This is a genomic window from Devosia sp. XK-2 (assembly GCF_037113415.1).
Lineage (GTDB): Bacteria > Pseudomonadota > Alphaproteobacteria > Rhizobiales > Devosiaceae > Devosia.
Genome location: NZ_CP146608.1, coordinates 455138 through 481493 on the forward strand (window position 1 = coordinate 455138; position 26356 = coordinate 481493).

A 26356-nucleotide genomic window follows, 5' to 3' on the forward strand; every position below is an offset into this window, starting at 1 on the left:
TGCAATGTCCAAGGCGAACAATCCCCTCCGCGATCCGAAGAAGCTCTCGGCGGCCACGCAGATGGTGCACGGCGGGGGCAAGCGCACTGAGTTTCACGAAACCAGTGAGGCCCTGTTCCTCAATTCCGGTTTTTCCTATCCCTCTTCCGAACATGCCGAACTGCTGTTCCAGGGCAAGGTGCCGGGCGGACACAATTACTCGCGCTTCGCCAACCCCAGCTATGACATGTTCCAGGATCGCATGGCCCTGATCGAAGGTGCCGAGGCGGCCCGCTGTTTCGCCACTGGCATGTCTGCGGTCACCAACGCGGTCATGAGCCAGGTGCGGGCTGGGGACCATATCGTGGCGTCTCAGGCGCTGTTCGGTGGCTGTCGCTATGTGGTGGAAGATTTCGCACCGCGTTTCGGCGTTGCTTCGACGCTGGTCGATGGTCGCGATCCGGCCAATTTTGCCGCCGCCATGCAGCCCAATACCAAGGTAGTCTTCATTGAGACCCCGACCAATCCGACCCTGGAACTGGTCGATATCGCCGCCGTGGCCGAAATCGCTCACGCTCATGGCGCCAAGCTCATTGTCGACAATGTCTTTGCCACAGCGCTCTACCAGAAGCCGCTGGAACTGGGCGCCGATATCGTCACCTATTCGGCCACCAAGCACATTGACGGCCAGGGCCGGGTCCTGGGCGGGATCGTGCTGGGTTCCAAGGCGATTATCGAGGGCGATGTCCACACCTTCTTGCGCCATACCGGTGCAACGCTCTCGCCTTTCAACGCCTGGGTGCTGACCAAGGGCCTTGAGACCTTTGCCCTGCGGGTCGAGCAGATGACCAATAGCGCCGAAAAGGTCGCGGCGGCTCTTTCCTCCCATCCCAAGGTCAACCGGGTGATCTATCCCCACCTTGAAAGCCACCCGCAATATGATCTGGCCAAGCGCCAGATGAAGCGCGGCTCAACCCTTCTGGCGCTGGACCTCAAGGGCGGTCAGGACGCTGCCTTCACCCTCTCCGACAGCTTGGCGGTGATCCTGATTTCCAACAATCTTGGCGACGCCAAATCGCTCATCACCCATCCGCGCACTACGACCCACCAGCGCCTGACCGAAGAGGTTCGCCTTGAAACCGGCGTCACCCCAGGCCTGTTGCGCCTCTCGGTGGGCCTTGAAGACCCTGACGATCTGATCGCCGATCTCATGTATGGGTTGGATCAGGTTTAACCATGGTGCTGGCGCGGCGCGAAACTATCGACTCTGCGTCTCCCTCCCCCCTTGAGGGGGAGGGTTGGGGTGGGGGGTGGTTCGGTGCGTCGCTGAGGGACCCCCTCCCTCGGTCCCTCCCCTCAAGGGGGAGGGACCGAGGGAGGGCACCTCGCCTTCGGCGCGCTAGATGGCTTTTGCCGCTGCTGGCGTCGGTTGTGGCGAGTATGACGTATACCCCTATTTCGGCTCAGCCGCTGCCCTATCATGCCGATCCCGATGCGCGCGAAATACTCCCCAGCCTCACGCCCATTCCGGCCATCCGTTTCCTCACCACAGCCGACTTTCCGCCGTTCAACTATCGCGATGAGAGCGGCGAACTGGTCGGTTTCAATATCGATCTGGCACGGCGCATCTGCGCCGAGGTTGATGTGGCCTGTACCATCCAGGTCTGGCCCTGGGATCAGGCCGCCGCGGCACTATCCGATAATCTGGGCGACGCCCTGATCGCCGGTCTCGCCATGACGCCGGAAAATGGCGAATTGTTCGATTTTTCCGCGACCTATCTGGCGCTTCCCGGCCGCTTCGTCACGCGGAAAGATGCCATAGCTGGTTTCCGCCCCGAGGGTCTGGCGGGCAAGCAGGTCGCGGTCCGTGATGGCAGCGCCCATGCCACCTTTCTCCAGCGCTATCTGCCCGGTGTTGAGGCCGTACCGTTCGACAGCGAACTGGCAGGTTTGGACGCAGTAAAATCCGGCCAGGTCGATGCCTGGTTTGGCGATGCCATGCGCGGCGCCTTCTGGCTCAATGACAATCTGGCCTGCTGCGGCTTTGCTGGCGAAGCCTATTTCCGTCCCGCCCTCTTCGGTGAAGGGTTCACAATCGCCCTGCCGGCCGGACACGACCCTGTGCGCCATGCCATCGACTGGGCTCTCGTCCGCCTCAAGCAAAACGGGGCCCTGGACGAGCTTTACCTCCGTTGGTTCCCCGTCGGGTTCTACTAAGCAGGATTTGAGGGCCGGCCCTCAGGCGATTGCGGCCACTCGACGCGGATTGCGCAGCATCAATTCGGCTATGAGCAGATTGGGCACCCAGCAGAGCCACGCAATTGCCGGATAGGCCACATCCATCGGGATGTCGAACATCATGCTCACCAGCAATTGGATGCGCAGCGTCACCGCAGCCAGAGTTAGGGCGATGGAGCGGATCATCCAGCGGCGGTGCGCCACCCGGTCTCCGCGCATGGCAAGGCCGATACCCCAACCCGTGGTGCTCAGCCACAAAACCGCGAGGATGCCGAACCCCCAGGATGCGACGGGGCCCGCTGCCGTATTCAGCGCCAGCCACAGCCCGCCCACGCCCGAGATCAAAATGGCCAGTCCATAGAGACGTCCGATGAGCCTATGCACAAATGGGCGCTTTTGGCGCAGGCCCTGCCAAAGCTGAAATGGCACCAGGGCCAGTGCCACTGGTGCGAAACCCACATGGGCGAAAAAGGCCAGCGGCCGCGCTTCGGCGTGATAGGCAACAAAGGCCATCGTGGCTTCTACGCCGCCGACCATGAAGCGCCAGGAAAAAACGGCAATTCCAAGTGCAAAGATCCAAAGCAGCGCATTGCGCCCCCAAACCATACCCGTCACCAACATTGACTGCTCCTCCGCTTGGCGCTTGACAGTGTAAAGCTGAACTGCCTTGACACTGTCAAGTGCTCTTGTTTAGTGGCACTATGACTATGTCTCTTGAAAAGTTGCGCCCCCGTCCCCAAGGCAATCTGCGTGAAACCCTGATCGAAGCTGGCCTGACCCTGCTAAAACGCGATGGCCTTTCCGGGCTTACTCTACGCAAATGTGCGGCACTGGCGGGCGTGTCCCATGCCGCTCCGGCACACCATTTCGATGGCGTGGCGGGACTGCTCGACGCCATTGCGGCGCGTGGTTTTACTATTTTTGCCGATGCCATGGAGGCCGAAGCCGCGCGCGGTCCGGACGAGCCGCGCGCGCGTCTTGAGGCAATTTGTGTCGCCTATTTTGAGTTCGCCAAAGCCCATCCTGACCTGTTCGACCTGATGTTCCGTCAGGTCTGGCCGATTGGCGGGCGCGCCGAGGAGCTGGGCGTGGCCGGCGCCCGCGCTTATGGTGTGCTGGTCAGCGCCTGCGCGCCCTTTGTGCCGCCCGGCACCGATCCGGGCGTGGTTGAGTCCCAGGTCTGGTCGCTCATTCACGGCTATGCCGTGCTGGTCTTGGTGGGCAAATTGGGTGCCAATCGGCCCATTGTTCCCGTAGCCGAAGTGCTGGCGCTTCTGCAGCGCCTGGAACTGCCGGCCTAGGCGTCTAGGCCGGCAGGCGCCTGTGCCGGGCCCGGGCGGCCACTTCGATGGCCGCGGTGGTCAACCGATCAAGGCTCAGCTGGTCGCGCAGCATTTCCAGGAACCGCAATTCTTCCTGCTCCAGATGCAGGTCCACCGCCGTCACTTCCACGGCCAGCGCATAGGCGGTGTCCTGCAGTTTTTCAGGCAGCGCGTCGATGGCGTTTTCAATCACCCGGTCCAGCCCATCGGGCCCGTTCAGGATATCGGCACAATCATTGGCCACCGCTGCCAGACGGTCTCTCTCGAAACCCTCAAAGACCGGCAGCCGGTCGATCAGCGCGGCAATGCGGACCAGTTCCTTCTCGCTCATGGCGCTGTCGGACGAGGCAGCAACGATCATCAGGTGAATGAGGGCGTCTTGAGCGGTAGTCATCTTGTGGTTCCCGATTGCGGTCGAGACCAAGAACTAGGCCCTCGCACCGGTCTGCGCAACCACCTGCGACATTGACGTCCGCCCGGTTCCGGTGCAATGACCGGGCTCCGTCTTTTCCCAGATTACTTCGAAAGGCTGCCACCCCGTGTCGCCCGCCACTTTGCCCGCCCTGGACCCCGATTTCTTCGCGCCCGCTGAGAATGCGCGCGCCTGGCCGTTCGAGGAAGCGCGCAAACTGGTCAAACGCCTGGAAAAGTCGGGCAAGGGCGAAGCCGTGTTCGAAACCGGCTATGGTCCCTCGGGTCTGCCCCATATCGGCACCTTCGGCGAAGTGGCGCGCACCACCATGGTGCGGACCGCTTTCCGCCTCTTGACGCGCGATGAAATCCCGACGCGGCTCATCTGCTTTTCCGACGATATGGACGGCATGCGCAAGATACCGGACACCGTCCCCTCCAAGGAGGCGATGGAGCCGCATCTGCAAAAGCCGCTGACTGCGGTGCCCGATCCCTGGACCAATGAATACGCCAGCTTCGGTGAGCACAATAACGCCATGCTGCGCCGGTTCCTGGACACATTCGGCTTTAATTACGAATTCGCCAGCGCCACCGACTATTACAAGTCGGGCCGCTTTGACGAGGTGCTGCTGCGCGCCGTCGAACGCTATGACGATATCATGCAGGTGATGCTGCCCACGCTCGGCGCCGAGCGTCAGGCCACCTATTCGCCCTTCCTGCCGATCTCCCCCATTTCCGGGCGCGTCCTCTATGTGCCCATGAAGGAGATCAACGCCAAGGACGGCACGATCACCTTCGCAGACGAGGATGGACGCGACACCACCCTGCCGGTCACCGGCGGCCATGTGAAGATGCAGTGGAAGCCCGATTTCGGCATGCGCTGGGCCGCGCTCGATGTCGATTTCGAAATGTTCGGCAAGGACCACCAGACCAATCAGCATATCTACGACAAGATTTGCGCGATCCTGGGTGGCACGCCGCCAGAGCATTATGTCTTTGAGCTGTTCCTGGATGCCGAAGGGCAGAAGATTTCCAAGTCCAAGGGCAATGGCCTGACCATTGACGAATGGCTGACCTATGCGCAGACGGAAAGCCTGGGGCTCTACATGTTCCAGAAGCCGCGCGTCGCCAAGCGCCTGCATTTCGACGTCATTCCGCGCGCCGTGGACGAATATTTCGCCCATGTCGCCGCCTATGAGCGGCAGGATGCGGCTCAGCGCCTCGAGAACCCGGCCTTCCACGTCCATTACGGCAATGTGCCCAAGGTCGATATGCCGGTCACTTTCGCACTGCTGCTCAATCTGGCGACGGCCTCCAACCCGGAAACGCCCGAAGTCATGTGGGGCTATATCTCGGCCTATGCGCCGGGCGTCTCGGCCAAGACCCATCCGCATCTCGATGCCCTGGTCGGCTACGCCATGCGCTATTTCCGCGATTTCGTCGAAAAGACCTATCGGGCGCCCGACGATGTCGAACGTGCCGCGCTCGAGGCCCTCTCGGACGCCTTTGCCGCCCTGCCGGCCGATGCGACCAACGAGACCATCCAGAACGCGGCGCTGGACGTGGCGCGCCATATCGAGCGCTACCAGGATCATTCCAAGAAGAGCCCCACCGGCGGTCCCGGCGTCTCCGGCGACTTCTTCCAGATGCTCTACCAGGTGCTGATCGGGCAGGAACGCGGTCCCCGCTTCGGCTCCTTCGCCGCGCTCTATGGCGTTGAGAACACCCGCAAGCTGATCGGCAAGGCGCTGGCTGGCGAATTGCTGGCGGCCTGACAAGCATAGGGCGGGAGGTTACTCTCCCGCCTCGCGACTCCCTTCAAAGGCCAGAAGGTCGCCCGGTTGGCACTGCAGATATTGGCAGATGGCCTCCAGCGTCTCAAATCGGATGCCCTTGACCTTGCCTTGCTTGAGCAGGCTCAGATTGGCTTCGGTAATGCCGATAGCCTGAGCCAGATCCTTGGACTTGACGCCACGTTGCGCCAGCACGACGGCCAGATTGACTTTGATCGGCATGGCTAGACGAATTGGCTGTTTTCTTCGGCCAGGGCCGCTGCGCGTCGCATTGTCCAGGTGGCCGCAAGAAAGGTGGCCGCGAACAGCACGAACAGCGCCGTGTCGCTGCCCAATTGCAGCACCAGTCGGCGGCCGCCTGCCGGCGCGTCCCAAGTGAGGTAAAGGCTGAGCAGGGCGCCGATCAATGGCTGGATCAACGCGCTGGCGCCGACACCAATGGCAAAGTCGCGCAGACCGGCAATGGCGCTGGCCGAGAACACTTCACCGGCCGCGAAGGCGATGAATGTCTGGCGGACCCGCAATAGGCCCCAGACCAGCAGTCCCATGGGGATCAGGCCCAGAATTGCCGCGCCCGCGCGCTTGCCTAAATCCAGTTCTAGACCCACCGGCAGTCCTGGCACCGCGCGACCCCATAGATCGTCGGGAACGATACCGGCCCAGAACCCGATCAGCCCGATTGGCAGCAGTGCGGCGATGATGCCGGCTATGACCGCCAATGTCAGAAAGAACCGTTTTTCCCTTTGGGACGGCAGGGCCGCGGGGGGCGTGGACATAACTTCAATCATCATCGGTCTCCGGTTTGCATAGACGGAAACAACCCCAAAAATTATCGTTTGACAATAAGAAATTTTCGCAGCACGAAATGGCGCCGTTATCAAACGGAGATTGAGACGATGATATGCAAACGATACGTCCTGGTCGCGGCCGCACTGGCACTGGCCGTTTTGCCCCTGCCGGTTCAAGCGCAACAAAGTTCGGGCAGCATCACCATTGCCCAGGTGATGGACGCCATGGAGAACGCGCCGCACAATGATCACGCCCGGCAGGTTCTCACCGCCTATTTCTCGGGGATCGGGGAAACCACTGGCGTCCTGTTCAGGCAGGCGCGGAGCGAGGGCCTGCTGCCGGTCGGTTGCGGCGGGTCGATGAGTCTCAATTGGGACGGCGTTGCTGATGCCCTCAGGGCCGCGGCGCCAGATGCCAGTCAGTGGCAAACTACACCGGCAACACCGATCATCGTCACCGACATGCTGGCACGGGCGGGGTGTGACTAGCGGCGTGCGCTGACTAAACCAGTACCTTTCTGAAAAACACCACGCGCTGGGTTTCCTCAAAGCCCAGCGCGCGGTGCATGTCCTGGCTTACAAAATTGTCCGGCGAGGTATCCGAGGCAAATTCCGTGCAGCCATGTTCCCGGGCCCAATCTTCAACGGCCGAAACCAGTGCCCGCGCCACGCCTTGCCCCCGCGCCTCCGGCCTCACGAAAATTCCTTCGAGAAACGCCACCGGCGAGGTCTTGCAGCCATTCACATAATCGCGTCGCAGCGCCGCCTCGGTAAAGCCCAGCGCCGTCCCCTCGTCACTGCGGGCGATCAGGTTGACCGTCTCTCCGGCATCCGCCAGCAATCGGGCAATATCGGCCGCATGCGCGCCGTTCCCGCCGCTCGGCCATAGCGCTGTCCGCATGGCCACCCAGTCTGCGGCATCCGCCGCTACGGCCCGCGCGATCCTCACTGGCTCGCCCAGATGATCCGCGCCATCCACTCGATATCGGCAATATCGAACAGGCGTGGTTCATAGGCCGGATTGATCGAATGCAATTCGATCTGCTTGGCGCTCTGCCGGGCCAGGATTTTGGCCATCACCTCGCCCTCGCGCGTCTTGACCACGACGCGGTCGCCGCGACGGACCTGCTCGGTCGGCGAGACGACGATCCGGTCGCCCTCACGATAGAGCGGCTCCATGCTGTCGCCCGATATTTCCAGTGCGTAAATGCCGTCTTCGTCCGGCGTGGGCAGCGCCACCTCGTCCCAGCCATGGCCCACCGGATGTCCGGCGCTATCGAAGAAGCCGCCATGGCCCGCTTGCGCCAGACCCAGCAGCGGAATATTGCGCAAATGCGTTTCCGAAAAGCCACGCGGCATCGCGCTGAACGACCCCGTGCCGGTCAGGAAACTGTCGAAGCTCTCGCCCGTGGCTTCCAGTATCTTGGAAATGCTTTCGGTGGAGGGCCAGCGCTCGCGCCCGTCCTTGCTGATTCGCTTGGAGACATTGAATGCCGTGGCATCAAGGCCAGCCAGCTTGGCCAGCGCCGATACCGACACGCCCTGCCGGCGCGCCAAGGCGTCAATACCATCCCAGATGGACCGGTGTGAAAGCATGCCAATGCCGAAGTGAGGAAATTTATCTTAGCGCGGAAAACAATCCTACATTAGGGACGCCTATACATCTTGTAAAGACATTCCATCCGCTTTACCCCGCCATCAGTGCGCATCGTGTGTCCGAGGGTCTCCATGTTGAAAATGCCCGATCTGATCTACAAGGTCGCGACCGGCGCCAGTTTTGCGCCTGCGCGTCTGTCCGGCCACTTCAGGGGCATGCCGATCGATGCAACCGATGGCTACATGCATTTTTCGACAGCCGCGCAATTGGCCGAAACCTTGCGGCTGCATTTCAAGGGCGAGGCCGATCTGGTGCTGCTGGCCGTGCGCACCGCCGATCTAGGCGACGATCTGGTCTGGGAGCCGTCTCGCGGCGGGCAGTTATTTCCCCACCTCTATGGCGGTCCGCTCGATCTTGGCGCCGTGGCCTGGGAGGAGGCCATCAGCGTTGAAGCCGACGGCCATTGCGTTCTGCCGGAGGCCGTCAAATGATCTTCTCGGCACTTTCGCCCTTGCTGCGGAACGCGGGCCTGGCCAGTCTGACGCGCGACACCCTGTTGCGCATGGACCCTGAAACGGCCCATGGCGCGACCATCACGGCGCTGCGCCTGGGCCTCGCCCCGCAGCAGGAGCATGCCGATCCGCCGGAACTGGCGATAAATCTGTGCGGGCTGGATCTGAAGAACCCCGTCGGCATGGCGGCCGGCTTCGACAAGAATGCCGAGGTTCCGCGCCCCCTGGCGCTGATGGGTTTTGGCATGGTCGAAATCGGCACGGTGACGCCGCGCCCGCAAACGGGCAATCCCAAGCCGCGCCTCTTCCGTGTCGCCCCGGCCGAGGGCGTCATCAACCGCATGGGTTTTAACAATGAGGGTCACGAGGCCGTCTTTGCGCGCCTCAAAGGCCTGCGCGTGCCTGCGGCGCTCGGCGTCAATATCGGCGCCAACAAGGATAGCGATGATTTCGTCGCCGATTACGTTCTGGGCGTTCGGCGCTTCGCCGATCTGGCCGATTATCTCACGGTCAATATTTCCTCGCCCAATACGCCGGGGCTGAGAAATCTCCAGGCCGACGAGGCTCTGCGCCGCCTTCTGGGCGAGGTGCTGTCGGCCCGCGCCAAGGCGAAAACCCGCGTGCCCGTGCTGCTCAAGGTTGCGCCCGATCTGGATGAGGCGGGCATGGATGGCATTGCCCGGGTCATTCTGGACACCGACCTGGACGGTTTGATCGTCTCCAATACGACCATTTCGCGCGATCCCGTGCTGGGCCTGGAAAATGCCGCCGAAGCCGGTGGCCTCTCCGGCAAACCGCTCTTTGCGCTCTCCACCCGGCGCCTTGCGCAGATGCGCCAGCGCGTTGGCACGCTCCCCATTGTGGGCGTCGGCGGCATTCATTCTCCCCAATCGGCCCTGGCCAAGTTCGAGGCCGGAGCCGACGCCATCCAGCTGTATTCGGCGCTGGTCTTCGGCGGCCTCGATCTGCTCGATCGTATCAAGCGGGGCCTGCTCGCCGGTATTCGCGCCGCGGGCAAGAAAAACATTTCCGAACTGGTGGGGACCAGGGTCGAGGACTGGAGCTCAGGCCGCGCTGAATAGCGTGGTCTTCTTGCGCTCAAGCGCCCACCAATAAATGCCGCCGCGCGCCAGGAACCAGGCGTGCATGGCTGCCCACAGGCCCCAATTGCCCCAGTCGCGCAATGCTAGGGCCGCGGCCACAAACACCACCAGCGACACGAGCATGCCGTTGCGCATCACCACGTTCTGCGTGGTGCCGATCAAGACACCATCATAGACCACGGCCGGCATGAAGGTCAGCGTGCACAGCACCGCCACCGGCAGGAATTCCAGGGCATAGGCGCGCACTTCTTCATTGGTGGTCATGAAGCCGATGACCCAGGGCGCGCCCAGATACCATGCCGCACCCAGTCCAAGCGCTATCACCAGCCCCCAAAGCATCGACAGACGATAGGCCTGGTCATAGGCCGGCCCCCAATTGGCACCGACCGCCTTGCCGGTCAGTTGCTCGGCCGCCTGGGCAATACCGTCCAGGAAAAAGGCAACGATCATGAGCAGGTTCAGCAGCAGCGCATTTGCGGCCAGCGCCACCTCGCCCATGCGCGAGCCCTGGGCAGCAAACCAGGCATAGGCGCCCATCAGCGCCAGCGAGCGGATCATCAGGTCGCGGCTGAGGCCAAACATGCGTCTGACGGCCACCGCATCGCCCAGTTCCCCCGGCGCGATGCGGGAAACCAGATTTGCCATGCCACCATAGTGCCGCACCAGAATGGCAAGGCCGAGCGTGGCTGCCACCGCCTGTCCGGCCAGCGTGCCCATGGCGGCCCCGGCCACGCCCCAGTTCAGGGCATAGACGAATGCAATGCTGCACACGATGTTTATGCCATGCAGCACCAATTGCAGCAGCATGCCGGTGCGGGCCGCCGCCCGGCCGTAGAACCAGCCCAGCAGCGCATAATTTACCATCGAAAAGGGCGCGGACCAGATGCGCACGAAGTAATAGTCCGCAAGGGCCGTGCCGACGCCCGCCTCAGGCGCTAATAGTCCATTGGCGGCCCACAGGATCGGACCGGCCAGTGCGATCATGGCCGCGCCGATCCCGAGGCCAAGGATCAGCGCCCGGCTCACATGCAGCAGTCCATGCCGCGGGTCACGCGCGCCCACCGATTGCGCCACCAGGCCCGCTGTGCCGATGCGCAGGAAATAGGCCATCGAAAACAGAACGTCGAAGACCAGCGCCCCGAGCACCAGCCCGCCGAGAAGCGCCGCATCGCCCAGCCGCCCGACAACCGTAATATCCACCAGGCCCACCACCGGCTCGGTGATAAAGGCGATGGAGGCGGGCAGGGCGATGGACCAGACATCCTTGCTACGGACGTCGAATGGATATTGCGGACGGGTGGTCATGGGGAAAACTCGAAAAGGCGGAAATAGCTTTTAGGCGCCATCCAATCGCCGGATCAATCCCGATCCTCTACCCCGCCACCTCGAGCGCAAAGATCACGTCCGCCCGGTCGCGCGACCCTTCCACCAGATCATAGTTTGGAAGATCGTTGCGCGCGATATGCGCGCGATTGCGCTCCTGGGTGAAAAGCCCTTCCTCGCCATGCCGCTTCATCAGCCGATCCCTGACCGTCTCGCGCGGCACGTGAATGAAAACCGCATAATCGAGCAGCGACTTCACCCCGGCCCACGGCCCCTGCGTCAGCAACAGATAATTGCCCTCCACGATCAGCACTTTCGCCTCCGGCGCCACGGTGAAGGCATTGTCCACAGTGTCCTCAATCCTGCGGCTATAGCCCGGTCCGCTCACCGCTTCGGTCGCATGCCTGAGGTGATGCAGGAAGCTGACAAATTCCGCGCCCTCGAAAGTGTGCGGTGCGCCCTTGAAGTCGGTCTGCCCCATGGCTTCGATCTTGGCATGCTTCATGTGAAAGCCATCCATGGGCACCAATGCGGTGCTGCCGGGCCTGACCGCGTTGAGCATGGCCACCAGTTCGGCGGCCAAAGTCGATTTGCCGGTGCCCGGGCCGCCGGCAATGCCGATGGCGATGCGCTTGCCTTCTGCCTTGCTTTCCATGTCCAGAACATGCGGCACCAGGCGCGAGAGCATTTCGGGCGGTGTCAGACGAATGGTTTCGGGCACGCCTGGTTCCTCCTTGGTATGGCCGGCAACGATCATATAGGCTCCACCCTGATTTGCAGCAGGTGAGTGGTGCCAAACGTCTCTCTTCCCACCGTCATATCCGGCTGGTTTGCCGCGCGCGGCTGGTCTGCGCGCCCGCACCAGCTCGACGTTCTGGCCTCCTACCAGTCCGGCGCCAGCCAATTGCTCATCGCCCCGACCGGTGCCGGCAAGACCCTGGCCGGTTTCCTGCCCACGCTCAGCGACCTGGTGGATGGCAGGTTCGACGGGCTCCACACCCTTTATATTTCCCCGCTCAAGGCTCTGGCCGTCGACGTCCAGCGCAATCTCTCCAACCCAATCGCTGAAATGGGCCTGCCCATCAGCGTCGAAACCCGCACCGGCGATACCTCCGCGGCCAAGCGCGCCCGACAACGCGTCAAGCCGCCGCAAATCCTCTTAACCACGCCTGAGCAATTGGCCCTGCTGACCTCCCATCCGCAGGCCGAATTGATGTTCGGCTCGCTGCGCCGCGTGGTGCTGGACGAGCTGCATGCCCTGGTCACCTCCAAGCGCGGCGATCTATTGGCGCTCGGCCTCGCCCGACTGGCGAAACTGGCGCCCGATCTGCGGATAACCGCCCTCTCGGCCACTGTGGCGCGGCCCGACCTGCTGCGCGACTGGATCGCCCGGCCGCTGCCGGACCGACAGACCGATCTATTGACTATGAAGGGCGGTGCGCCACCGCAACTGGCCATTCTCGAAACCGAGCAGCGTCTGCCCTGGGCCGGCCATTCGGCCACCTATGCCCATCGCGAGCTCTACGAAACGATCAAGCGGCACAAGACCACCTTGCTCTTCGTCAACACCCGCTCGCAGGCCGAAATGCTGTTCCAGGGATTGTGGGACATCAACGAGGACATGCTGCCTATAGCCCTGCACCATGGCTCGCTCTCGGTAGAACAGCGCCGCAAGGTCGAGGCAGCCATGGCCTCGGGCAAACTCAAGGCCGTCGTCTGCACCTCCACTCTGGACCTCGGCATCGACTGGGGCGATGTCGATCTCGTCGTGCAGGTCGGCGCCCCCAAGGGCTCTTCGCGCATGCTGCAGCGCATTGGCCGCGCCAATCACCGGCTCGATGACCCGTCCCAGGCCCTCCTCGTGCCCTCCAATCGCTTCGAGGTACTCGAATGCGAAGCGGCGGTCGAGGCCGTGGCCGAAGGCCATCAGGATAGCGAGGACCCGCTGCCGGGCGGCTATGATGTGCTCGCCCAGCATGTCTTGGGCATGGCCTGCGCCGAGCCCTTTCTGGCCGACGATCTTTATGCCGAGGTGACGCGCGCCTGGCCCTATCGCGACCTCACCCGCGAAAAGTTCGATCGCGTGCTCGATTTCGTCGCCACCGGCGGCTATGCCCTCAGGGCCTATGAGCGCTATGCGCGCCTCAAGCGCACCCAGGACGGGCTTTGGCGTATCGCCAATCCGCAGGTGGCCCAGCAATACCGGCTCAATATCGGCACCATCATTGAAGAACCCATGGTCCGCGTGCGTCTGGTCCGCGCCCGCGGCCTCAAACAGGGCCGCACCACCGGACCCATCGGCGCCGGGGGCAGGGTGCTGGGCGAAATGGAGGAATATTTCTTCGGCACGCTCTCGCTCGGCGATACCTTCATGTTCGGCGGCGAAATCGTCGCCTTCGAGGGCATGAAGGACAATGAGGCCTTCGTCTCCCGCGCCTTTTCCAAGGACCCGAAAATCCCGTCCTATATGGGCGGCAAATTCCCGCTCTCCACCTATCTGGCCGAGCGCGTGCGTCGCATCATGGATAGTCCCGGCGAATGGAGCAAACTGCCTGATCAGGTCGGCGATTGGCTGCGCCTGCAACGCGATCTTTCCGTCCTGCCCCGTCGCGATAGCCTGCTCGTTGAGACCTTCCCGCGCGGCACCAATAATTTCCTGGTCTGCTACCCCTTCGAGGGGCGGCTGGCCCATCAGACCCTGGGCATGCTCCTCACAAGGCGGCTGGAACGTCTGCGCGCCCGCCCGCTCGGCTTCGTCGCATCCGAATATGCGCTGGCCATCTGGGGGTTGGGCGATCTCTCCGCCCTCATCCGCACCAATCGCCTCAGCCTTGATGAGCTGTTTTCCGAAGACATGCTGGGCGATGATCTGGAAGCCTGGCTCGATGAGTCAGCGCTGATGAAGCGTACCTTCCGCAATTGCGCCATCATCGCCGGTCTTATCGAGCGCCGTCATCCGGGCAAGGAAAAGACCGGGCGGCAGATCACCATGAGTTCGGACATCATCTATGACGTGCTCTACCAGCACGAGCCCGATCACATCCTGATCGAAGCCACCCGCCGCGATGCTGCCCGCGGCCTGCTCGATATCGAGCGCCTGGGCCAGATGCTGGCCCGCATCCGCCATCACATCGTCCACAAGCCTCTTGCGCAAATCTCCCCGCTGGCCGTGCCCGTCATGCTCGATATCGGCAAGGAACCGATTTTCGGGGAGGCCCGAGAATCAGCTATGGCTGATGCAGCCGAGGAGCTTCTCAGGGAAGCGACTGGCGAAGTTTGATCCCTCTTCACCTCTCCCTCTGGGGGAGAGGTCGGCGCATGGCGCTGGGTGAAGGGGCCTTCAAAGAGAACACAGTCAGTGCATAACCTAGCCGCAGCCTCTGAACTCATTGAGACCCCCGTGCTGCGCTTTGCCGGCCATAATTTCGAGCCTTTGCCCTCGGGTGCCCTTTATTGGCGGGCGCGCGAAACGCTGCTCGTGGCGGATCTTCATTTTGAGAAAATGGCCAGTTTCGCCCGGCGGGGCCAAATGCTGCCACCCTACGATACGGGCATGACGCTGGCCCGGCTCGAAACCGATCTTCGCCGCACCGGGGCGCGGCGGCTCATCGCGCTGGGCGACAGCTTCCACCGGCCTGAGGCTGCCACCTGGCTCACACCTGCCGATCGGATGCGGCTCGACGCCATCACCGATGCGCTCGATTGCGTCTGGCTCTCCGGCAATCACGATCCGGCGCCGCACGCCATCGGCGGCACCTGCTTGCCCGAACTTGAACTGGATGGCCTGCGGCTCACTCACGAGCCGCAAAAAGGGCGCACCGGGCTTGTCGCCGGCCATCTGCACCCGGCCGCCCGCATTGCCATCAATGGCCGCGTCACACGAAAACCCTGCTTCGTGCACGATAATCGCCTGCTGATATTGCCCGCTTATGGCGCTTCCACCGGTGCTCTCAACATTTTATCCCCCGCCTTTACGGGCCTATTCAATTGGCCGGCGCTCGAAGTGGTCATGCTGGGCCGCGACCGCACCTATCCAGTGCCGGTCAAACGCCTGGTTGGCGGGTGAACTGGTTGGCCGCGAACCGGATTTCGGCTCCTGCGTCCCCTCGCCCCTCCAGGGGAGAGGGCCAGGGTGAGGGGTGAGGCCCATCAAGTGAGGCGATAAGCTGACCTCAATCCGGTCCCATCGCGCCACCTTTCCCCAATGGGAAGAAGAATAGGCCTACCGCCGGAACAACACCCCGCCCAGCCAGCCGGTAAACAGGGCCAGCACCACGCAGGCCAGGCCGTATAGCAGCGGCTGTTGCGTCGACGAGAGCGCGAGAAAACGCTCGAACCCGATCTTGCGCACCGCAAATCCGTCCGACTTTCGCGCAACGATCTCGCCATTCTTGAACACGTAGGTCTGGGCGATATAGGGGCCCGGCGGGGCATTGCTGGGCAGCGTGAGCTGCGCCGAATAAAAAGTGTCCGAATGGAAGAGCACGCCGGTCTCCTGCACGCCGAACAATCCGTCCTGCGCCATCAGGCGGATCAGCTCATGCCCAAAGGTCAGCGTCTGCCACCAGCCGGCAGGATTGGGCGAAATGGCATGGGACTCGGGCAGGATATAATTGGTGGTCAGCGTGTTCACATCGGTAATGTCACGCAGCCTGTTGCTGGAAAGCACGTGGAAATAGCTCGGAAAGCTGTCGAACTCGACCTGTTCGGTATTGAGCCAGATGCCGAAATTATTGGTCTTCTTGCGGGCCACGCGGTCCTGCCGGGGACCAAGCACCACCACTACTACCTGGAACGGACCCTCCACATATTTCTGCTCGGCCCCTGCATCGGGCGCTATCGAGCCGAAAAAGGTCAGCTTCTCGCCGTCGAAACTGGACGTGATCTGCACCGTTTCGGTGGAAACGCTGGAAAACAGCCTCTCGGCGGCTGCCGGCAAAGCAGCGCTGACAAGCAGAAGCAGTGCGAGGAGACAACGGATCATGGCACGATACTCGTCACGGCCATGGAGAAAATATCCTCCGGCGCCAGCACCAGTGACAGGCCGAAGCGGATGGCGACCGCGAGCACCAGCAGCGCCAGCAATCCGCGCAATTGTTCGCCCCGCAAATGCTTGCCCGCCGCTGCGCCAAATTGGGCCCCGGCAACGCCGCCAACCATCAGGCAGAAGGCCAGAAGAATATCCACGCTCTGGCTCTGGACGGCATGCAGCACCGTTGTTGCGGCCATCATCGCCACCACCTGCGCCAGCGAGGTGCCGATAACCACCGAGCCGGGCACGCGCAAAAGATAGACCAGCGCCGGCACCATGATGAAGCCGCCGCCAATACCCAGCAGCGAACCGACAAAACCGATGAACAGCCCGATCAGCAGCACTGGCAAGACGCTGATATAGAGCCGGCTCTTCTTGAAGCGAACCCGCATGGGCAGACCATGGATCCAGCTATGCTGGTTGGGCAGGCGCTCGCGCACCACCACGCCCTGGCGGCGCTTGAGTAGCGCCCGCACCGATTCCTGCAGCATCAGCACCCCGACAAAGCCGAGCAGAACCAGAAAGCCCAGGGCGATGATCAGATCGAGTTGGCCCGCGCTGCGCAGCAGATCGAAAGCGGCGACGCCCCCAAAGGCGCCCAATATGCCCGACAGCACCAGATACATGGCCAGATGCAGGTCTACCCCGCCCCGTCGGTAATGGCTGAGCGCCCCTGATGTCGAGGCCGCCACCACCTGTCCGGTCACCGAGGCCACCGCAACCGCGGTCGGCACGCCGGAGAAGATCAACAGGGGCGTCAGCAAAAACCCGCCGCCAACGCCGAACAGCCCGGACAAAAAGCCCACGGCCCCTCCGATCCCCACGAGAAAGAAGAGGTTCACGGAAAGCTCGGCTATCGGCAGATAGATCTGCAAGACCAGGGTCCCGTAAATGGATGTCGCCGGTCATCCTACAGGACGGTCCGTCAACAAGAGGTAAGGCCCCGCACCAGCCAGCAAAAAAACATTGTGGCCCGGGCTTACGTCCGGGCCATGACACTGTCAAATGCAGATATCGGCTAAACCGGCTGGCTGCCCAATACGGCCAGCAGGCGTGGATTGATTGTCCCGCTTTCGCTCATCCCGGTGCCGCGCTCGAAGGCCCTGATCGCCTCGCGTGTCTTGGGCCCGGCAACGCCGTCGGCGGTGCCCACGTCAAAGCCCAGCTTGCCCAGCGCCTGCTGCACCCTGGCAATCACATCCCTGCTGCCAATGGCCTCGCCGGGGTCGAACGCATCCGACCAGGTCCCGATCGGCGCGAAATTGGCCGCCAGGTCCACCGTCTCGATACGCCAATTATCCACCTCATCGCCGATGCGGCTGACCGCCTCGGCGGTGAGCGATTTGGCAATGTCGTCGCGGGCCTTGGCCGCATCCTGATCGCCATTGCGGGCCGCTAGCGAGAACCACTTATAGGATTGTTCGAAATCCTGCTCCACGCCCAATCCGCGGGCATAAAGCATGCCCAGATTGAACTGGCTGTCGGTCATCCCGTGATTAGCGGCCTGAGTGAACCACTCTGCGGCCAGCTCGAATTCCTGATCGCCAAGCTCGCCACCGGCATAGAGCGCTGCCAGATTGTGCATGGCCATGCGGTTGCCCGCCTCGGCGCTGCGCTGATACCAGAGCCGGGCCTGTTCAAGGTCTTTTTCGACGCCATTGCCCATCTCATAGAGATTGCCCAGGCGGTATTGCGCCGGCACGAACCCCTGCGCAGCGGACCGCTCATACCAGCGCGCCGACTCTTCGAGGTTCTTTTCCATCACCCGGCCTTCACCCAGAATGGCGGCAACCTCGAATTGCGCCTTGGCATTGCCATTGGCCGCCGCCTGCCGCAATTCGAGCGGCCCGATCGCCTCGGGCGGCAGATCGAAAGCCTCGGCCGGCGCCGGGTTCGCGGCCGGCCCGATGGAACCGGTAACCGCCGGCGCCTCCTCACTCGCCTCGACCGATGCAAGGGCAATGCGCCCGCTGCTGGCCGTCAGCGTCGGTGGTATGGGCGTGGTCGGCGCGGTTCTGTTGGCGCGCGAAAAACTCATCGGCTCACCGGGATTGATCGAGCCGGTCGCGGTGGTATCGACCAGATCGATAACGCGCGGCGGTATGACGCTTGAAACGTCATCGGACGGCGCCGGATTGTCCGTTGCAGGCTGGGCCGGGACCGTCGCGGCGGGCGTGGCGGTAGCCGGTGCCGGCGCCATGCGCTGCATGACCAGATTGAGCGCCAGCATCGATACAGCGACAAGCGTAGCGGCAAGCAGCAAGGGTCGGCGGTGGCGGGTGAGAAAGCCCGGCTGTTTCGCTTCGTCCGTCTCAGTCAGCCCCGGAGCCTCTATATGCGGCGGGGCCTTCTCCGTTTTGGCCTTCTTTTCGCGGCGCTTCGGTTTTTCCGGTTCGGGTTCGCGAACCGCGTCGGCCTTGGGCGCGCTGGGTGCCATGGCCGGCTCGGCGGTCTCTATGTCCTTGCGCGAACGCACACGCGCCAGGGCCCGGCCGATAATCGAATTGGTCTGGCCTTGGGCGTCTTCTTCCTGCCTGGCCCGCTGTGCCCGGCGCGCTGCCGCCACAAAAGTGCTGGTATTCGAGCTTGTGGCGGGCGCCTGCTCGGCCTTGCTTTCCACCGGCTGTGCGGCACGCGCAAAAGGATCGGCGTCAAGCTCGGCAAAGCTCGAACGCGGCCGTGGCGGACGCTCTACCTTGCTCGGATCGAAGGAGGGTGCTGCCTCCGGCGCCGAACGGGTCGCCGGCGCAAGCGGCACCGAACTCCGGCCTGCCGCGCCACTCAGCGCAGAGCGAACCGGCGTCTTGTCGCCAAAGCCCTTGTCCACCAGCGGCGCATCATCAGCCGGATTTTCCGGCATGCTATCACGCTGGTCATTGGTCAGCCCGGCCAGAATGGAATCGAGTTTGCCCGTATCGGGCGCCGAGGCCTGGAGCGCCTGCAGGAACTGGTTGTCCGCATCCGCTTCCACTGATGGCGATGAGGGCGGCGGGGCCTTGGGCGCTGCCGCTCTGGTTTCCGGCGCAGCCGCAATGCGCGCCGTTTCTGCGCTGCCCGGGCCACTGGCGCGCGCCGACTCCTGCCTGTTCGACAGAATGGCCTCAAGCCGGGTCAGTCGCTCGGCCGTTTCCCGGCCGGCGGTATTGAGCAGCGCCGCCATGCGCTTTTCCAGCGCGTCGAAGGTCTCGCCCTTGCTTGCCGGCGCATGGCTCAGGGCCTCGGTGGCCCGCGCCGCAACCAGATCGGCCAATTGCTCGTAATCGGGCGTCTTGCCGGCCGATTTGATCAGGCCCGTAATGCGGTCCTCTATGCTTTTCAGGCTATCGGGCCCAAACATGGCGACCGGCGCCGGCGCCTTGCTCCTCACCGCTTCGCTGGTGCGTTCGGCCACCATATTGGCCAGCGATTCAAAATCGGGCTGTTCTGCAGCGCCCTGCTGGCGGGCCAGTGCATCCAATTGCGCTCCGGCCTCGTCCATGCGCGTCATCAGACGTTTGAGCTGATCCTCGACGACCGCCGTATCGATGGGCACAATGCGGTCGCTCAAAATTTCAAGCTTGTCCTCGAGCCGGGCGAAGCGGGGCTCGATGCCCATGAGCAGGCTCTCGCGCAGCGCCCCCATCTCGGCCTTGAGCGCCAATACCGGCTCGCTGTCATTGTTTAGCCGCGCCACCAATGTGTCGATCCGGCCCGCCAGCACATCCGGCCCGTCGCCCCTGCTCTGCATGGCGTGGGTAAAGGCGGCCATCTCGCTGGTCAGGCGCTCGAAATCGGCTGAGGACAGCGACACGCTGCGCTCGATCGCATCGATCCGGTCATAGACATTGCGCACCCCATCCTCGATGGAGCGCATGGCCGGTGCCAGCGTTTCGGCGCCCGCCTGGCCCTCTTCGTGCTGGCGCTGGTCGCGCGCGATTTCGCGTTCCATCTGCTGCGCCTGCAATTCGGCAAGCTTGCCCACCGTGGCCGACACATCGTCGAGCCGCGCATTGAGAATGCCGAGATCGTTGCGCGGCCCGTCCTCTATCATCGCGCCGAGCGCTGCAATCTGGGCTTCGAGCCGCTTGACCTGGCCGGTTTCGCCCACCGCACCGGCCAGCAATTCGACCACCTGGGTCAATTGCTCGACCTGGCTGGCCACTTCGCGCACATGGCCGGCGCTGGAGCGTTGCGATTTGAGTTCGCCCTCGAGCCGTTCGAGCCGCTGGCTCATGCCCCCGACCAGATTGCCCAATTCGCGGATTTCCGGAATATCGGTGGCCCGGCGCATCGGCATGGGGGCGGCGCCCTGGCGGCTGCGGATTTCGGCAATGGCGGCGGTCAGGTCGTCCGGCTCATCCATTTCGCCCGGCGGCAGGTCCCGGTCGGTAAACCGGTCCACCGCGCGCTTGACACTGCGCAGGGCCTCGCGGCGGCGCGTGCTGGTTTCCGAGCCGCTGACCTGGTCGCGCAGATTGCGGACACGCTGCGCCAGCGTATTGGAGGGCGGGGCCGAAGGCTCGTCCTCGATTTGCCCATAATGGCTCTCGACCTTGTCGAGCAAGGCCACCAATTCGCCGCGCAGAGCCTGCCATTCGCCTGCATTGGGGTCGCGGACCGTGTCGGCAAAATCGGCATGAGTGTGGGCGCGCGGCATGACAGGTCCTTCGTCACAATAGACGGACCCCTCGCGATTCAACACGAAGGTATAACCCTCACTCTTGAGAAAACATGGTAAAGAACCCGTTAAGCATTGCCGCAATATGCAAGGGCCAATGCCGGGAATCCGTGCGATTCAGATACGGGTCTTAGACCAGAAATGGGTTCAGTTTCATGACGCGCCGCCGCATCATCATCGTCGACGATCACCCCCTGTTCCGGGCGGCCCTGCGCCAGACCCTGTCCGGCGGTGATGCAACGGTCAGCGTTGAAGAGGCGGGCGATCTCAATAGCCTCAGCGCCGCCCTCGATGCCGATCGGGACTGCGATCTGGTCCTGCTCGATCTCAACATGCCCGGCGTTCGCGGCTTTTCCGGGCTCCTGCTGCTGCGCGCCCAATATCCCGACATTCCCGTCATGATCATTTCCGCCGTCGAGGATGGCACGGTGATCCGCCGCGCTTTCGAACTGGGTGCGGCCGGCTATCTCCATAAATCCGAAGGCCCCACCGAAATCCGCCGGGCCATCGAGACGGTGCTTTCGGGCGAAGTCTTCGTGCCCTCGGGCACAACCCTCGGGGGCGAAGACGAACAAACCGCGCTGATGAAGCGCCTGGCAACGCTTACCCCGCAACAGGTGCGTGTCCTCATGATGCTCAGCGATGGGCTGATGAACAAGCAGATCGCCTATGAGCTCTCCATCTCCGAGGCCACGGTCAAGGCCCATGTCTCGGCCATCCTGCAAAAGCTCGATGTCGATAGCCGCACCCAGGCGGTTATCGCCGCCTCCCGCATCGAGGACGGACAGTTCGAAGCCCTGTTTTCCACCGGCTCCGCCAAGGCCTGACCCATGAAGCCCGAAATTTCCATTATCACCATCGGCGTCGACGATCTGGAACGCGCCTTCGCCTTTTATCGGACCCTGTTCGATATTTCCGACGAACAGATCGGCGCCGGCGAAGATCATGTCGCCTTCTTCTTCGACGACAAGTTCTCCTTCGTGCTGTTCCCGCGCGAACAGATCGCCCAGACCGCCGGCAAGCCCGAAAGCCTCGATGGCACGCCCGGCTTTGTGCTGAGCCACCGCGCCGAAAGCCCCGAAGCAGTCGACGACATCCTCGAACGCGTGCTGGTCGCCGGCGGCGCCGTCATCACCCCCGGCACCCAGTCCGAATGGGGCTATTCCGCCTATTTCGAGGACAGCGAAGGCAATGTCTGGGAACTGATGGCGCAGCCGACGGCGAATTGAGGTGCCGCAGGGCCAATGTTCATCGTCTCCCTCCCCCTTGTGGGTTTCGACCCGGCCCGAAGGGTCAAATCCCTCCAGTGGAGGGATTTGAGGCGAGAAGGCCATGAGCGCTATGCGCGAATGGCGGGGCGCAGCTGCGCCGATCAGGCGCTAGCAAAGCTAGGGTAGGGCTGTCGCGTTATTCGTGAACACCGACCAGGCGGAGGCCCGCACCCCCACCCTTGGTCCCTCCCCACAAGGGGGAGGGAGACGATGAGCACAACCTGCGGCGATCCAGTCGCAAAACACCCGAGCGTCGGCTCCTTCGCTCCCTCCCCCTTGTGGGGAGGGTAGCGCAGCTGCGCCGTTCAGGCGCTAGCGAAGCTGGGGTGGGGGTGTCCTGCCGTAGCCTTCGCCTAAGTCCATGGAATCGAACAGGGTGGGTGTGCTCGTTCCCCAACGAAAGCCCGCAACCCCACTCCTCCCTCTGTTTAAGGGGGAGGTTGGGTGGAGGGTGCTCACAGACTTCGTTTCACCACCGATCCGTCCTCGGACTTGATCCGAGGACCTGTCGAGACCACCACCTGGCCGGCATGCGTGGCAACTGGCCCTCGGGTCGAGCCCGAGGGCGGCCCGATGAGCGATGGTGCTTTGACCTTAGCCGCGACATCTCGAAGATACCCCCTCCCGGCTTTGCTACGGCCTTTATAAGCCTAGCGTCGCAGCCAGCTATTCGCGCGTAGCGCTCATGGCGGTGCGCATCGGGATTGCGACAGGCGCCGCGAAAATCCGTAGCTTGATGAACGCACAGATCTACTCCTCCCTCTTCTTCAGGGGGAGGTTGGGTGGGGGTGTTCCATCCAAAGTGCGCCGACCAGTTTCGACCCCATTGTAGCCATTCACGTGAGCCAAGCCATGTCCTGAAACCTGCCATTTGGCATCGACGCTAGCGAATTTCGCTGGAGCAGCGACTTATAACAGAAGAGAACTTGCTCATGGGTGCGACCATCGACAAAGTTATGTCGTGCAATCCACTCCAGGAGCCACGCTTGAACAATCAACCTTCGATCAAAGTTGGGCTTTGCCTCATCCTCTGTGGGGTCCTGCATATGCATTCATTTGCTAGTGCTGAAGACACAACGCCAACCTTTTCGAGCAATTCTTCGGCACAGATCGACAACGAAAGCGCTGTCGCGTTTCTAAATGGGTTGAGCTCGGCAACCGACATATTCGTCAGGCCAAACCGCACGCTATCTTATGAGGTGATTGGAGAGCGCCCCGAGGAGTTCGAGCAAGCTGTTCAACGGTTCAATTCCGATCTGGGGGGAAGACTGGAGTTCAAGGAATACGGCGCTTTCCCTTTGGTGTCGTTCAATTTTTACCGTCGGCTCGGGGACCACATGGAAGAGTTTGCGCAACTCACCAACATCGGAGCGAACTATCGCGCCTACCTAGTCACACTGGATTTCACCTTCGATCCTTGTGCCTTTACCGTCAGCAGAGATCGGAAAACCTGGGCTGCTCAGTCAGCGGTATTCATAGACCTCGACCGTGTTCCCCAAAAGAGCCTATCGGATTGCCTCTCAGTTGCGATGGACTACATCACTGGCTTCCCTATACCCAAGGACGTGGGGTACCAGGACGCGCCACCTCGGTTGGTACGACTCGCAATCCTAACCGCACTTCTGGACTGCTCTAAATCAGGTGAGACAGAGAGTCAGAACCCGGAGCGATCACGGGACGGGTTTACAGCTCTGCCATCCATTTCCTGTGCAATAGGGCGTCTGCAACAGTAGAGATGCGTGTCTGCAATGCCTTTGAATTCTCCCAAAAGCCGCCACTCCGCAACCCACCCCAAAGCAGCCTCGGACCGCGCCCGCCGCCCCCCTAAAATCCCCCGCCGGTCTTGAACCCGCCATGCTTGCGCGAACCTGACGACCCTGTCCGCGGCCGCGAAAAACCGCCGCCGCTGGATGATCCGCCGCCCCAGCCGCCACCAAAGCCGCCACCAAAACCACCGCGTGATGGTTTGCTCTTGTTTCGGCCTGAGCCGCCAATGCTGCTATCGGGCCATTGGAAGCCGCCGCCGCTGGGCGACCAGGGGCTGGAACTGCGATTGCTTTGCGAGCTGCGCGTGCTTTTATAGCCCGCGCCCCATTCGCTGCCCGGCGCCCAGTTCTGGCTCTTGCGCCACTGGTCCCAATAGCTGGCCGCCGAAATCCCGCCGCGCAGGAAATCGTTGAGCAGGTCACCCACCAGCCGGTCTTCCTTGAAGCTCGAGCCGGGATCGTCGAAGCGCTGCTTCTTGAATTCCCACTGAATGTCTTCCAGCTCGCGGCGACGCGCCGCCAGGGTCTTGAGGCGCTCGCGTTGTTCGCGGCTTTCCTCTTCCTCTTCGCGCAGCCGGGCGCGCGCTTCGTCGATCTGGGCCACCAGCGTGTCGTCCTGACCGGTCCGGGTCTGGCGCGCTTCGGCCAGCAAGGTCTGGATATCCTCGCGTCCCAGCGCCGCTGCCAGTTCTGCCGCTGCGTTCTCGAAGGCCGGGTCCTTGCCTTCGGCCAGCGCTTGCAGCGCGTCGGCGGCCGCGTCACGCTCGTCCTCGATCCGCGCTATTTCGGCATCCAGCGTTTCGAGGCTGGTCTGGGCCAGGGCTATGGCCTGGCGCAGGGGCTTGCCACCCGCCGCATCCACCGCCGCCACTTCCAGCGCGGCCAGTTCGGCCTCTGCCGCGCTCACATTGGCCTCCTGCCGTTCGGCATGTTCGCGCAGGCGCAGCGGAATTTCATTGAGCATGGCGTAATTGGGCCTTGCCTTGGCAAAGCCGACGAGATTGGCCACCAGCCCGTCCAGATAGCGGATCAGATTGCTCGCCTTGTAGCTCGAAGTGCCAAAGCCGGCATCCCAGAGATACATGAACAGCGGATCCTCGCGATAGGGACGCCCCTTCTCCTCGCGATCGGCCTCGGCCATTTCCATCTTGCGCATGGATTGCTCGGCAATCCGGTCCAGCTCTTCGGTCTCGGCGCGCTTGGCGGCATAGGCCGGGTCTGCGGCCAGTTTGCCGGCCTGGGCCGCGGTCAGGCTCTTGAGCTGGGCCTGCTGCTCTTCAAGCAGCGCGGCGGCCAGGCGCCGCTTCTCGGTCAGCTCGGCGCGGCTGGCATCGAGCGCGCTGATGGTCTTTTCGGCTTTGCTGACATCTTTGGAATGCGCCTTGAGCGTGTCGCGCGCCCTGGTTTCGGCCGCCGAGATGCGCCCGTCCAGCTCTGACTGCACAGCCGGATCGAGCCGCAGCCGCGCCAATTGGCGGAACAATTCCGCCTCATGCTCGCGAATCTTGCTGGCGCGTTCGGCTGCGCGCGAGACGCGCTTGGACAATTCGTCCTCTTCGCGCCGAATGTCGCGCATCGCCTCTTCAAGGCTCGCCAATGCCTGGGGTCCGCGAATGCTCATGGGCCTACCACCTGGTCACCGCGCCGCCCAATACCGGCACGGTATAGGCGACATCGAGAAAGCCATTGGATTTGCGGCCCAGAATATTGGCCTGGATGATGCCATCGTCACGCTTGTCGGCTGCCACACTGTCATAGACGCTTTCGGGCACGCGCACGCCCCAGATATTGACCATTTCGGTCTCGCCATTCTCCTCGTTGAGAATGGGCAGGGTCAGCGCATTGCCGTCCGGATCGAGCGCCTCGACCACCACATAATAATTGGTGGCGTCGGTATTGATTTCGGGAAAGGTCCAGAAGCCCGATTGCACACCCTCGCGATTGACCACCCGCAGGATATATTCAAGTCGCAACTGGTCGCGCAGGGCTTCCAGGTCCGCCACCGCATCCTCGGCCCCGGCGCGATTGCCCTCGGCCGCATAGGCCTTGCCGCGGCTGACCAGGGCCTCGGCTTCGGTCACGGCCTGCTGCACCTTGGTTTCGTCGTAGATGGTCTGGTAGAGCGCATCCATCTGCGCCGGCAGCCCCTCGCTCAATTCCAGCCGTGCCTGTTCGGCCTGCCCACGCTGATAGGGTTGCCACACTCCGAAATAGCCCACGCCCAGCACCAAAAGCGCGATCAGCCCGGCCATAACCGGCCGGCCCCATTGCTTGCGGCCTACATAGAGCCGGGCCAATGTCGTGCCGAAGCCGGGGGCAGGGGGCTCATAGGCAAAGCGGCTTTCGGCCAGGGCCGACACGCCTTCTTTCAGGATATGGTCGGGCACCTCGATGCCCTGCTGGTGATAGAGATCGCGCAGCTTGTCGATCAGCTGCTTCTCGCGCGCCACGCCATCGAGCTCGCGCGTCACCAGGTCCTGCCGGTGACGGAGCGTGTCGACCACGTCCATCGCCAGCATCACTTCATCCAGGGGGGCAGCAGGTTTTGCCGTTGCGTCAGCCAT

Annotated in this window: 25 protein-coding genes; 12 read left to right on the top strand and 13 right to left on the bottom strand. The window is 62.8% G+C overall.

Translation table 11 applies throughout. From position 1 onward, the window contains the following. The first annotated feature begins 4 nt into the window (after positions 1–4). The gene (metZ, locus tag V8Z65_RS02125) at positions 5–1213 is read left to right on the top strand and encodes an O-succinylhomoserine sulfhydrylase (RefSeq protein WP_338722215.1); all 1209 of its coding nucleotides are present in this window, start codon (positions 5–7) and stop codon (positions 1211–1213) included. A gap of 206 nt (positions 1214–1419) precedes the next feature. Next, positions 1420–2196: a transporter substrate-binding domain-containing protein gene (locus V8Z65_RS02130; protein ID WP_338722216.1), complete on the top strand. Its 777-nt coding sequence runs from the start codon at positions 1420–1422 to the stop codon at positions 2194–2196. A gap of 21 nt (positions 2197–2217) precedes the next feature. Here the strand turns inward: V8Z65_RS02130 and V8Z65_RS02135 are convergent, their stop codons facing one another. Further along, positions 2218–2838, bottom strand: a complete 621-nt coding sequence (locus V8Z65_RS02135; RefSeq protein ID WP_338722217.1) for a DUF2306 domain-containing protein — start codon at positions 2836–2838, stop codon at positions 2218–2220. Between the two features lie 86 nt (positions 2839–2924). Here V8Z65_RS02135 and V8Z65_RS02140 point away from each other — a divergent pair, with 86 nt between their 5' ends. Continuing rightward, positions 2925–3518: a TetR/AcrR family transcriptional regulator gene (locus V8Z65_RS02140; RefSeq protein ID WP_338722219.1), complete on the top strand. Its 594-nt coding sequence runs from the start codon at positions 2925–2927 to the stop codon at positions 3516–3518. A 4-nt stretch (positions 3519–3522) separates the two neighbouring features. Here the strand turns inward: V8Z65_RS02140 and V8Z65_RS02145 are convergent, their stop codons facing one another. Continuing rightward, the gene (locus V8Z65_RS02145) at positions 3523–3933 is read right to left on the bottom strand and encodes a tellurite resistance TerB family protein (protein ID WP_338722220.1); all 411 of its coding nucleotides are present in this window, start codon (positions 3931–3933) and stop codon (positions 3523–3525) included. A gap of 145 nt (positions 3934–4078) precedes the next feature. Between V8Z65_RS02145 and V8Z65_RS02150 the strand changes: the two genes are divergently transcribed. Beyond that, positions 4079–5725, top strand: a complete 1647-nt coding sequence (locus tag V8Z65_RS02150) for a lysine--tRNA ligase (protein ID WP_338722221.1) — start codon at positions 4079–4081, stop codon at positions 5723–5725. A gap of 18 nt (positions 5726–5743) precedes the next feature. Here the strand turns inward: V8Z65_RS02150 and V8Z65_RS02155 are convergent, their stop codons facing one another. Together V8Z65_RS02155 and V8Z65_RS02160 are read right to left on the bottom strand one after the other, a co-directional pair. Then, positions 5744–5965, bottom strand: coding sequence for a helix-turn-helix transcriptional regulator (locus V8Z65_RS02155; RefSeq protein ID WP_338722222.1), 222 nt, complete (start codon positions 5963–5965; stop codon positions 5744–5746). A 2-nt stretch (positions 5966–5967) separates the two neighbouring features. Continuing rightward, positions 5968–6531, bottom strand: coding sequence for a DUF2975 domain-containing protein (locus V8Z65_RS02160; protein WP_338722223.1), 564 nt, complete (start codon positions 6529–6531; stop codon positions 5968–5970). A 108-nt stretch (positions 6532–6639) separates the two neighbouring features. Here V8Z65_RS02160 and V8Z65_RS02165 point away from each other — a divergent pair, with 108 nt between their 5' ends. Continuing rightward, entirely contained in the window at positions 6640–7020 is a 381-nt protein-coding gene (locus V8Z65_RS02165; RefSeq protein ID WP_338722224.1) for a chlorophyllide reductase, read from the top strand. A 13-nt stretch (positions 7021–7033) separates the two neighbouring features. Here the strand turns inward: V8Z65_RS02165 and aac(6') are convergent, their stop codons facing one another. Then, the gene (gene aac(6') / locus V8Z65_RS02170; protein WP_338722226.1) at positions 7034–7480 is read right to left on the bottom strand and encodes an aminoglycoside 6'-N-acetyltransferase; all 447 of its coding nucleotides are present in this window, start codon (positions 7478–7480) and stop codon (positions 7034–7036) included. Then, positions 7477–8127: a helix-turn-helix transcriptional regulator gene (locus V8Z65_RS02175; protein WP_338722227.1), complete on the bottom strand. Its 651-nt coding sequence runs from the start codon at positions 8125–8127 to the stop codon at positions 7477–7479. Before V8Z65_RS02175 ends, aac(6') begins: the two co-directional genes overlap by 4 nt. A gap of 132 nt (positions 8128–8259) precedes the next feature. Here V8Z65_RS02175 and V8Z65_RS02180 point away from each other — a divergent pair, with 132 nt between their 5' ends. Both V8Z65_RS02180 and V8Z65_RS02185 read left to right on the top strand, forming a co-directional pair. After that, a complete protein-coding gene (locus V8Z65_RS02180; RefSeq protein ID WP_338722228.1) occupies positions 8260–8619 on the top strand; it encodes a DUF952 domain-containing protein in 360 nt (119 codons plus the stop codon). After that, entirely contained in the window at positions 8616–9722 is a 1107-nt protein-coding gene (locus V8Z65_RS02185; RefSeq protein WP_338722229.1) for a quinone-dependent dihydroorotate dehydrogenase, read from the top strand. The genes V8Z65_RS02180 and V8Z65_RS02185 overlap by 4 nt, the downstream gene beginning before the upstream one ends. Here V8Z65_RS02185 and V8Z65_RS02190 read toward each other — a convergent pair. Further along, complete coding sequence (locus tag V8Z65_RS02190; RefSeq protein WP_338722230.1) at positions 9705–11048, bottom strand: MATE family efflux transporter; 1344 nt, start codon at positions 11046–11048, stop codon at positions 9705–9707. The genes V8Z65_RS02185 and V8Z65_RS02190 overlap by 18 nt on opposite strands. Positions 11049–11115: 67 nt before the next feature. Then, positions 11116–11823, bottom strand: coding sequence for a nucleoside/nucleotide kinase family protein (locus V8Z65_RS02195; protein WP_338722231.1), 708 nt, complete (start codon positions 11821–11823; stop codon positions 11116–11118). A 33-nt stretch (positions 11824–11856) separates the two neighbouring features. Between V8Z65_RS02195 and V8Z65_RS02200 the strand changes: the two genes are divergently transcribed. After that, a complete protein-coding gene (locus tag V8Z65_RS02200) occupies positions 11857–14346 on the top strand; it encodes a ligase-associated DNA damage response DEXH box helicase (protein WP_338722232.1) in 2490 nt (829 codons plus the stop codon). A gap of 120 nt (positions 14347–14466) precedes the next feature. Beyond that, complete coding sequence (gene pdeM / locus V8Z65_RS02205) at positions 14467–15132, top strand: ligase-associated DNA damage response endonuclease PdeM (protein WP_338722234.1); 666 nt, start codon at positions 14467–14469, stop codon at positions 15130–15132. Between the two features lie 156 nt (positions 15133–15288). On the opposite strand, the gene V8Z65_RS02210 is transcribed toward pdeM, so the two are convergent. From V8Z65_RS02210 to V8Z65_RS02220, 3 genes are all read right to left on the bottom strand, one after another. Then, the gene (locus V8Z65_RS02210) at positions 15289–16050 is read right to left on the bottom strand and encodes a TIGR02186 family protein (RefSeq protein WP_338722236.1); all 762 of its coding nucleotides are present in this window, start codon (positions 16048–16050) and stop codon (positions 15289–15291) included. Continuing rightward, positions 16047–16973, bottom strand: a complete 927-nt coding sequence (locus tag V8Z65_RS02215) for a sulfite exporter TauE/SafE family protein (RefSeq protein WP_338722238.1) — start codon at positions 16971–16973, stop codon at positions 16047–16049. The genes V8Z65_RS02210 and V8Z65_RS02215 overlap by 4 nt, the downstream gene beginning before the upstream one ends. A 143-nt stretch (positions 16974–17116) precedes the next feature. Further along, on the bottom strand, positions 17117–20734 hold the full coding sequence (locus V8Z65_RS02220) for a peptidoglycan-binding protein (RefSeq protein ID WP_338722239.1): 3618 nt from the start codon (positions 20732–20734) through the stop codon (positions 17117–17119). A gap of 176 nt (positions 20735–20910) precedes the next feature. On the opposite strand from V8Z65_RS02220, the gene V8Z65_RS02225 reads away from it, so the two are divergent. The 3 genes from V8Z65_RS02225 (at position 20911) to V8Z65_RS02235 (ending at position 23759) form a co-directional block, all read left to right on the top strand. Then, entirely contained in the window at positions 20911–21582 is a 672-nt protein-coding gene (locus tag V8Z65_RS02225) for a response regulator transcription factor (protein WP_338722241.1), read from the top strand. 3 nt (positions 21583–21585) lie between these two features. Next, positions 21586–21984, top strand: coding sequence for a VOC family protein (locus V8Z65_RS02230; protein WP_338722242.1), 399 nt, complete (start codon positions 21586–21588; stop codon positions 21982–21984). A gap of 1028 nt (positions 21985–23012) precedes the next feature. Further along, a complete protein-coding gene (locus V8Z65_RS02235; RefSeq protein ID WP_338722243.1) occupies positions 23013–23759 on the top strand; it encodes a hypothetical protein in 747 nt (248 codons plus the stop codon). Between the two features lie 91 nt (positions 23760–23850). Here V8Z65_RS02235 and V8Z65_RS02240 read toward each other — a convergent pair whose 3' ends face one another. Then, positions 23851–25413, bottom strand: coding sequence for a hypothetical protein (locus V8Z65_RS02240; protein ID WP_338722244.1), 1563 nt, complete (start codon positions 25411–25413; stop codon positions 23851–23853). 4 nt (positions 25414–25417) lie between these two features. Continuing rightward, positions 25418–26356: a DUF6384 family protein gene (locus V8Z65_RS02245; RefSeq protein WP_338722245.1), complete on the bottom strand. Its 939-nt coding sequence runs from the start codon at positions 26354–26356 to the stop codon at positions 25418–25420.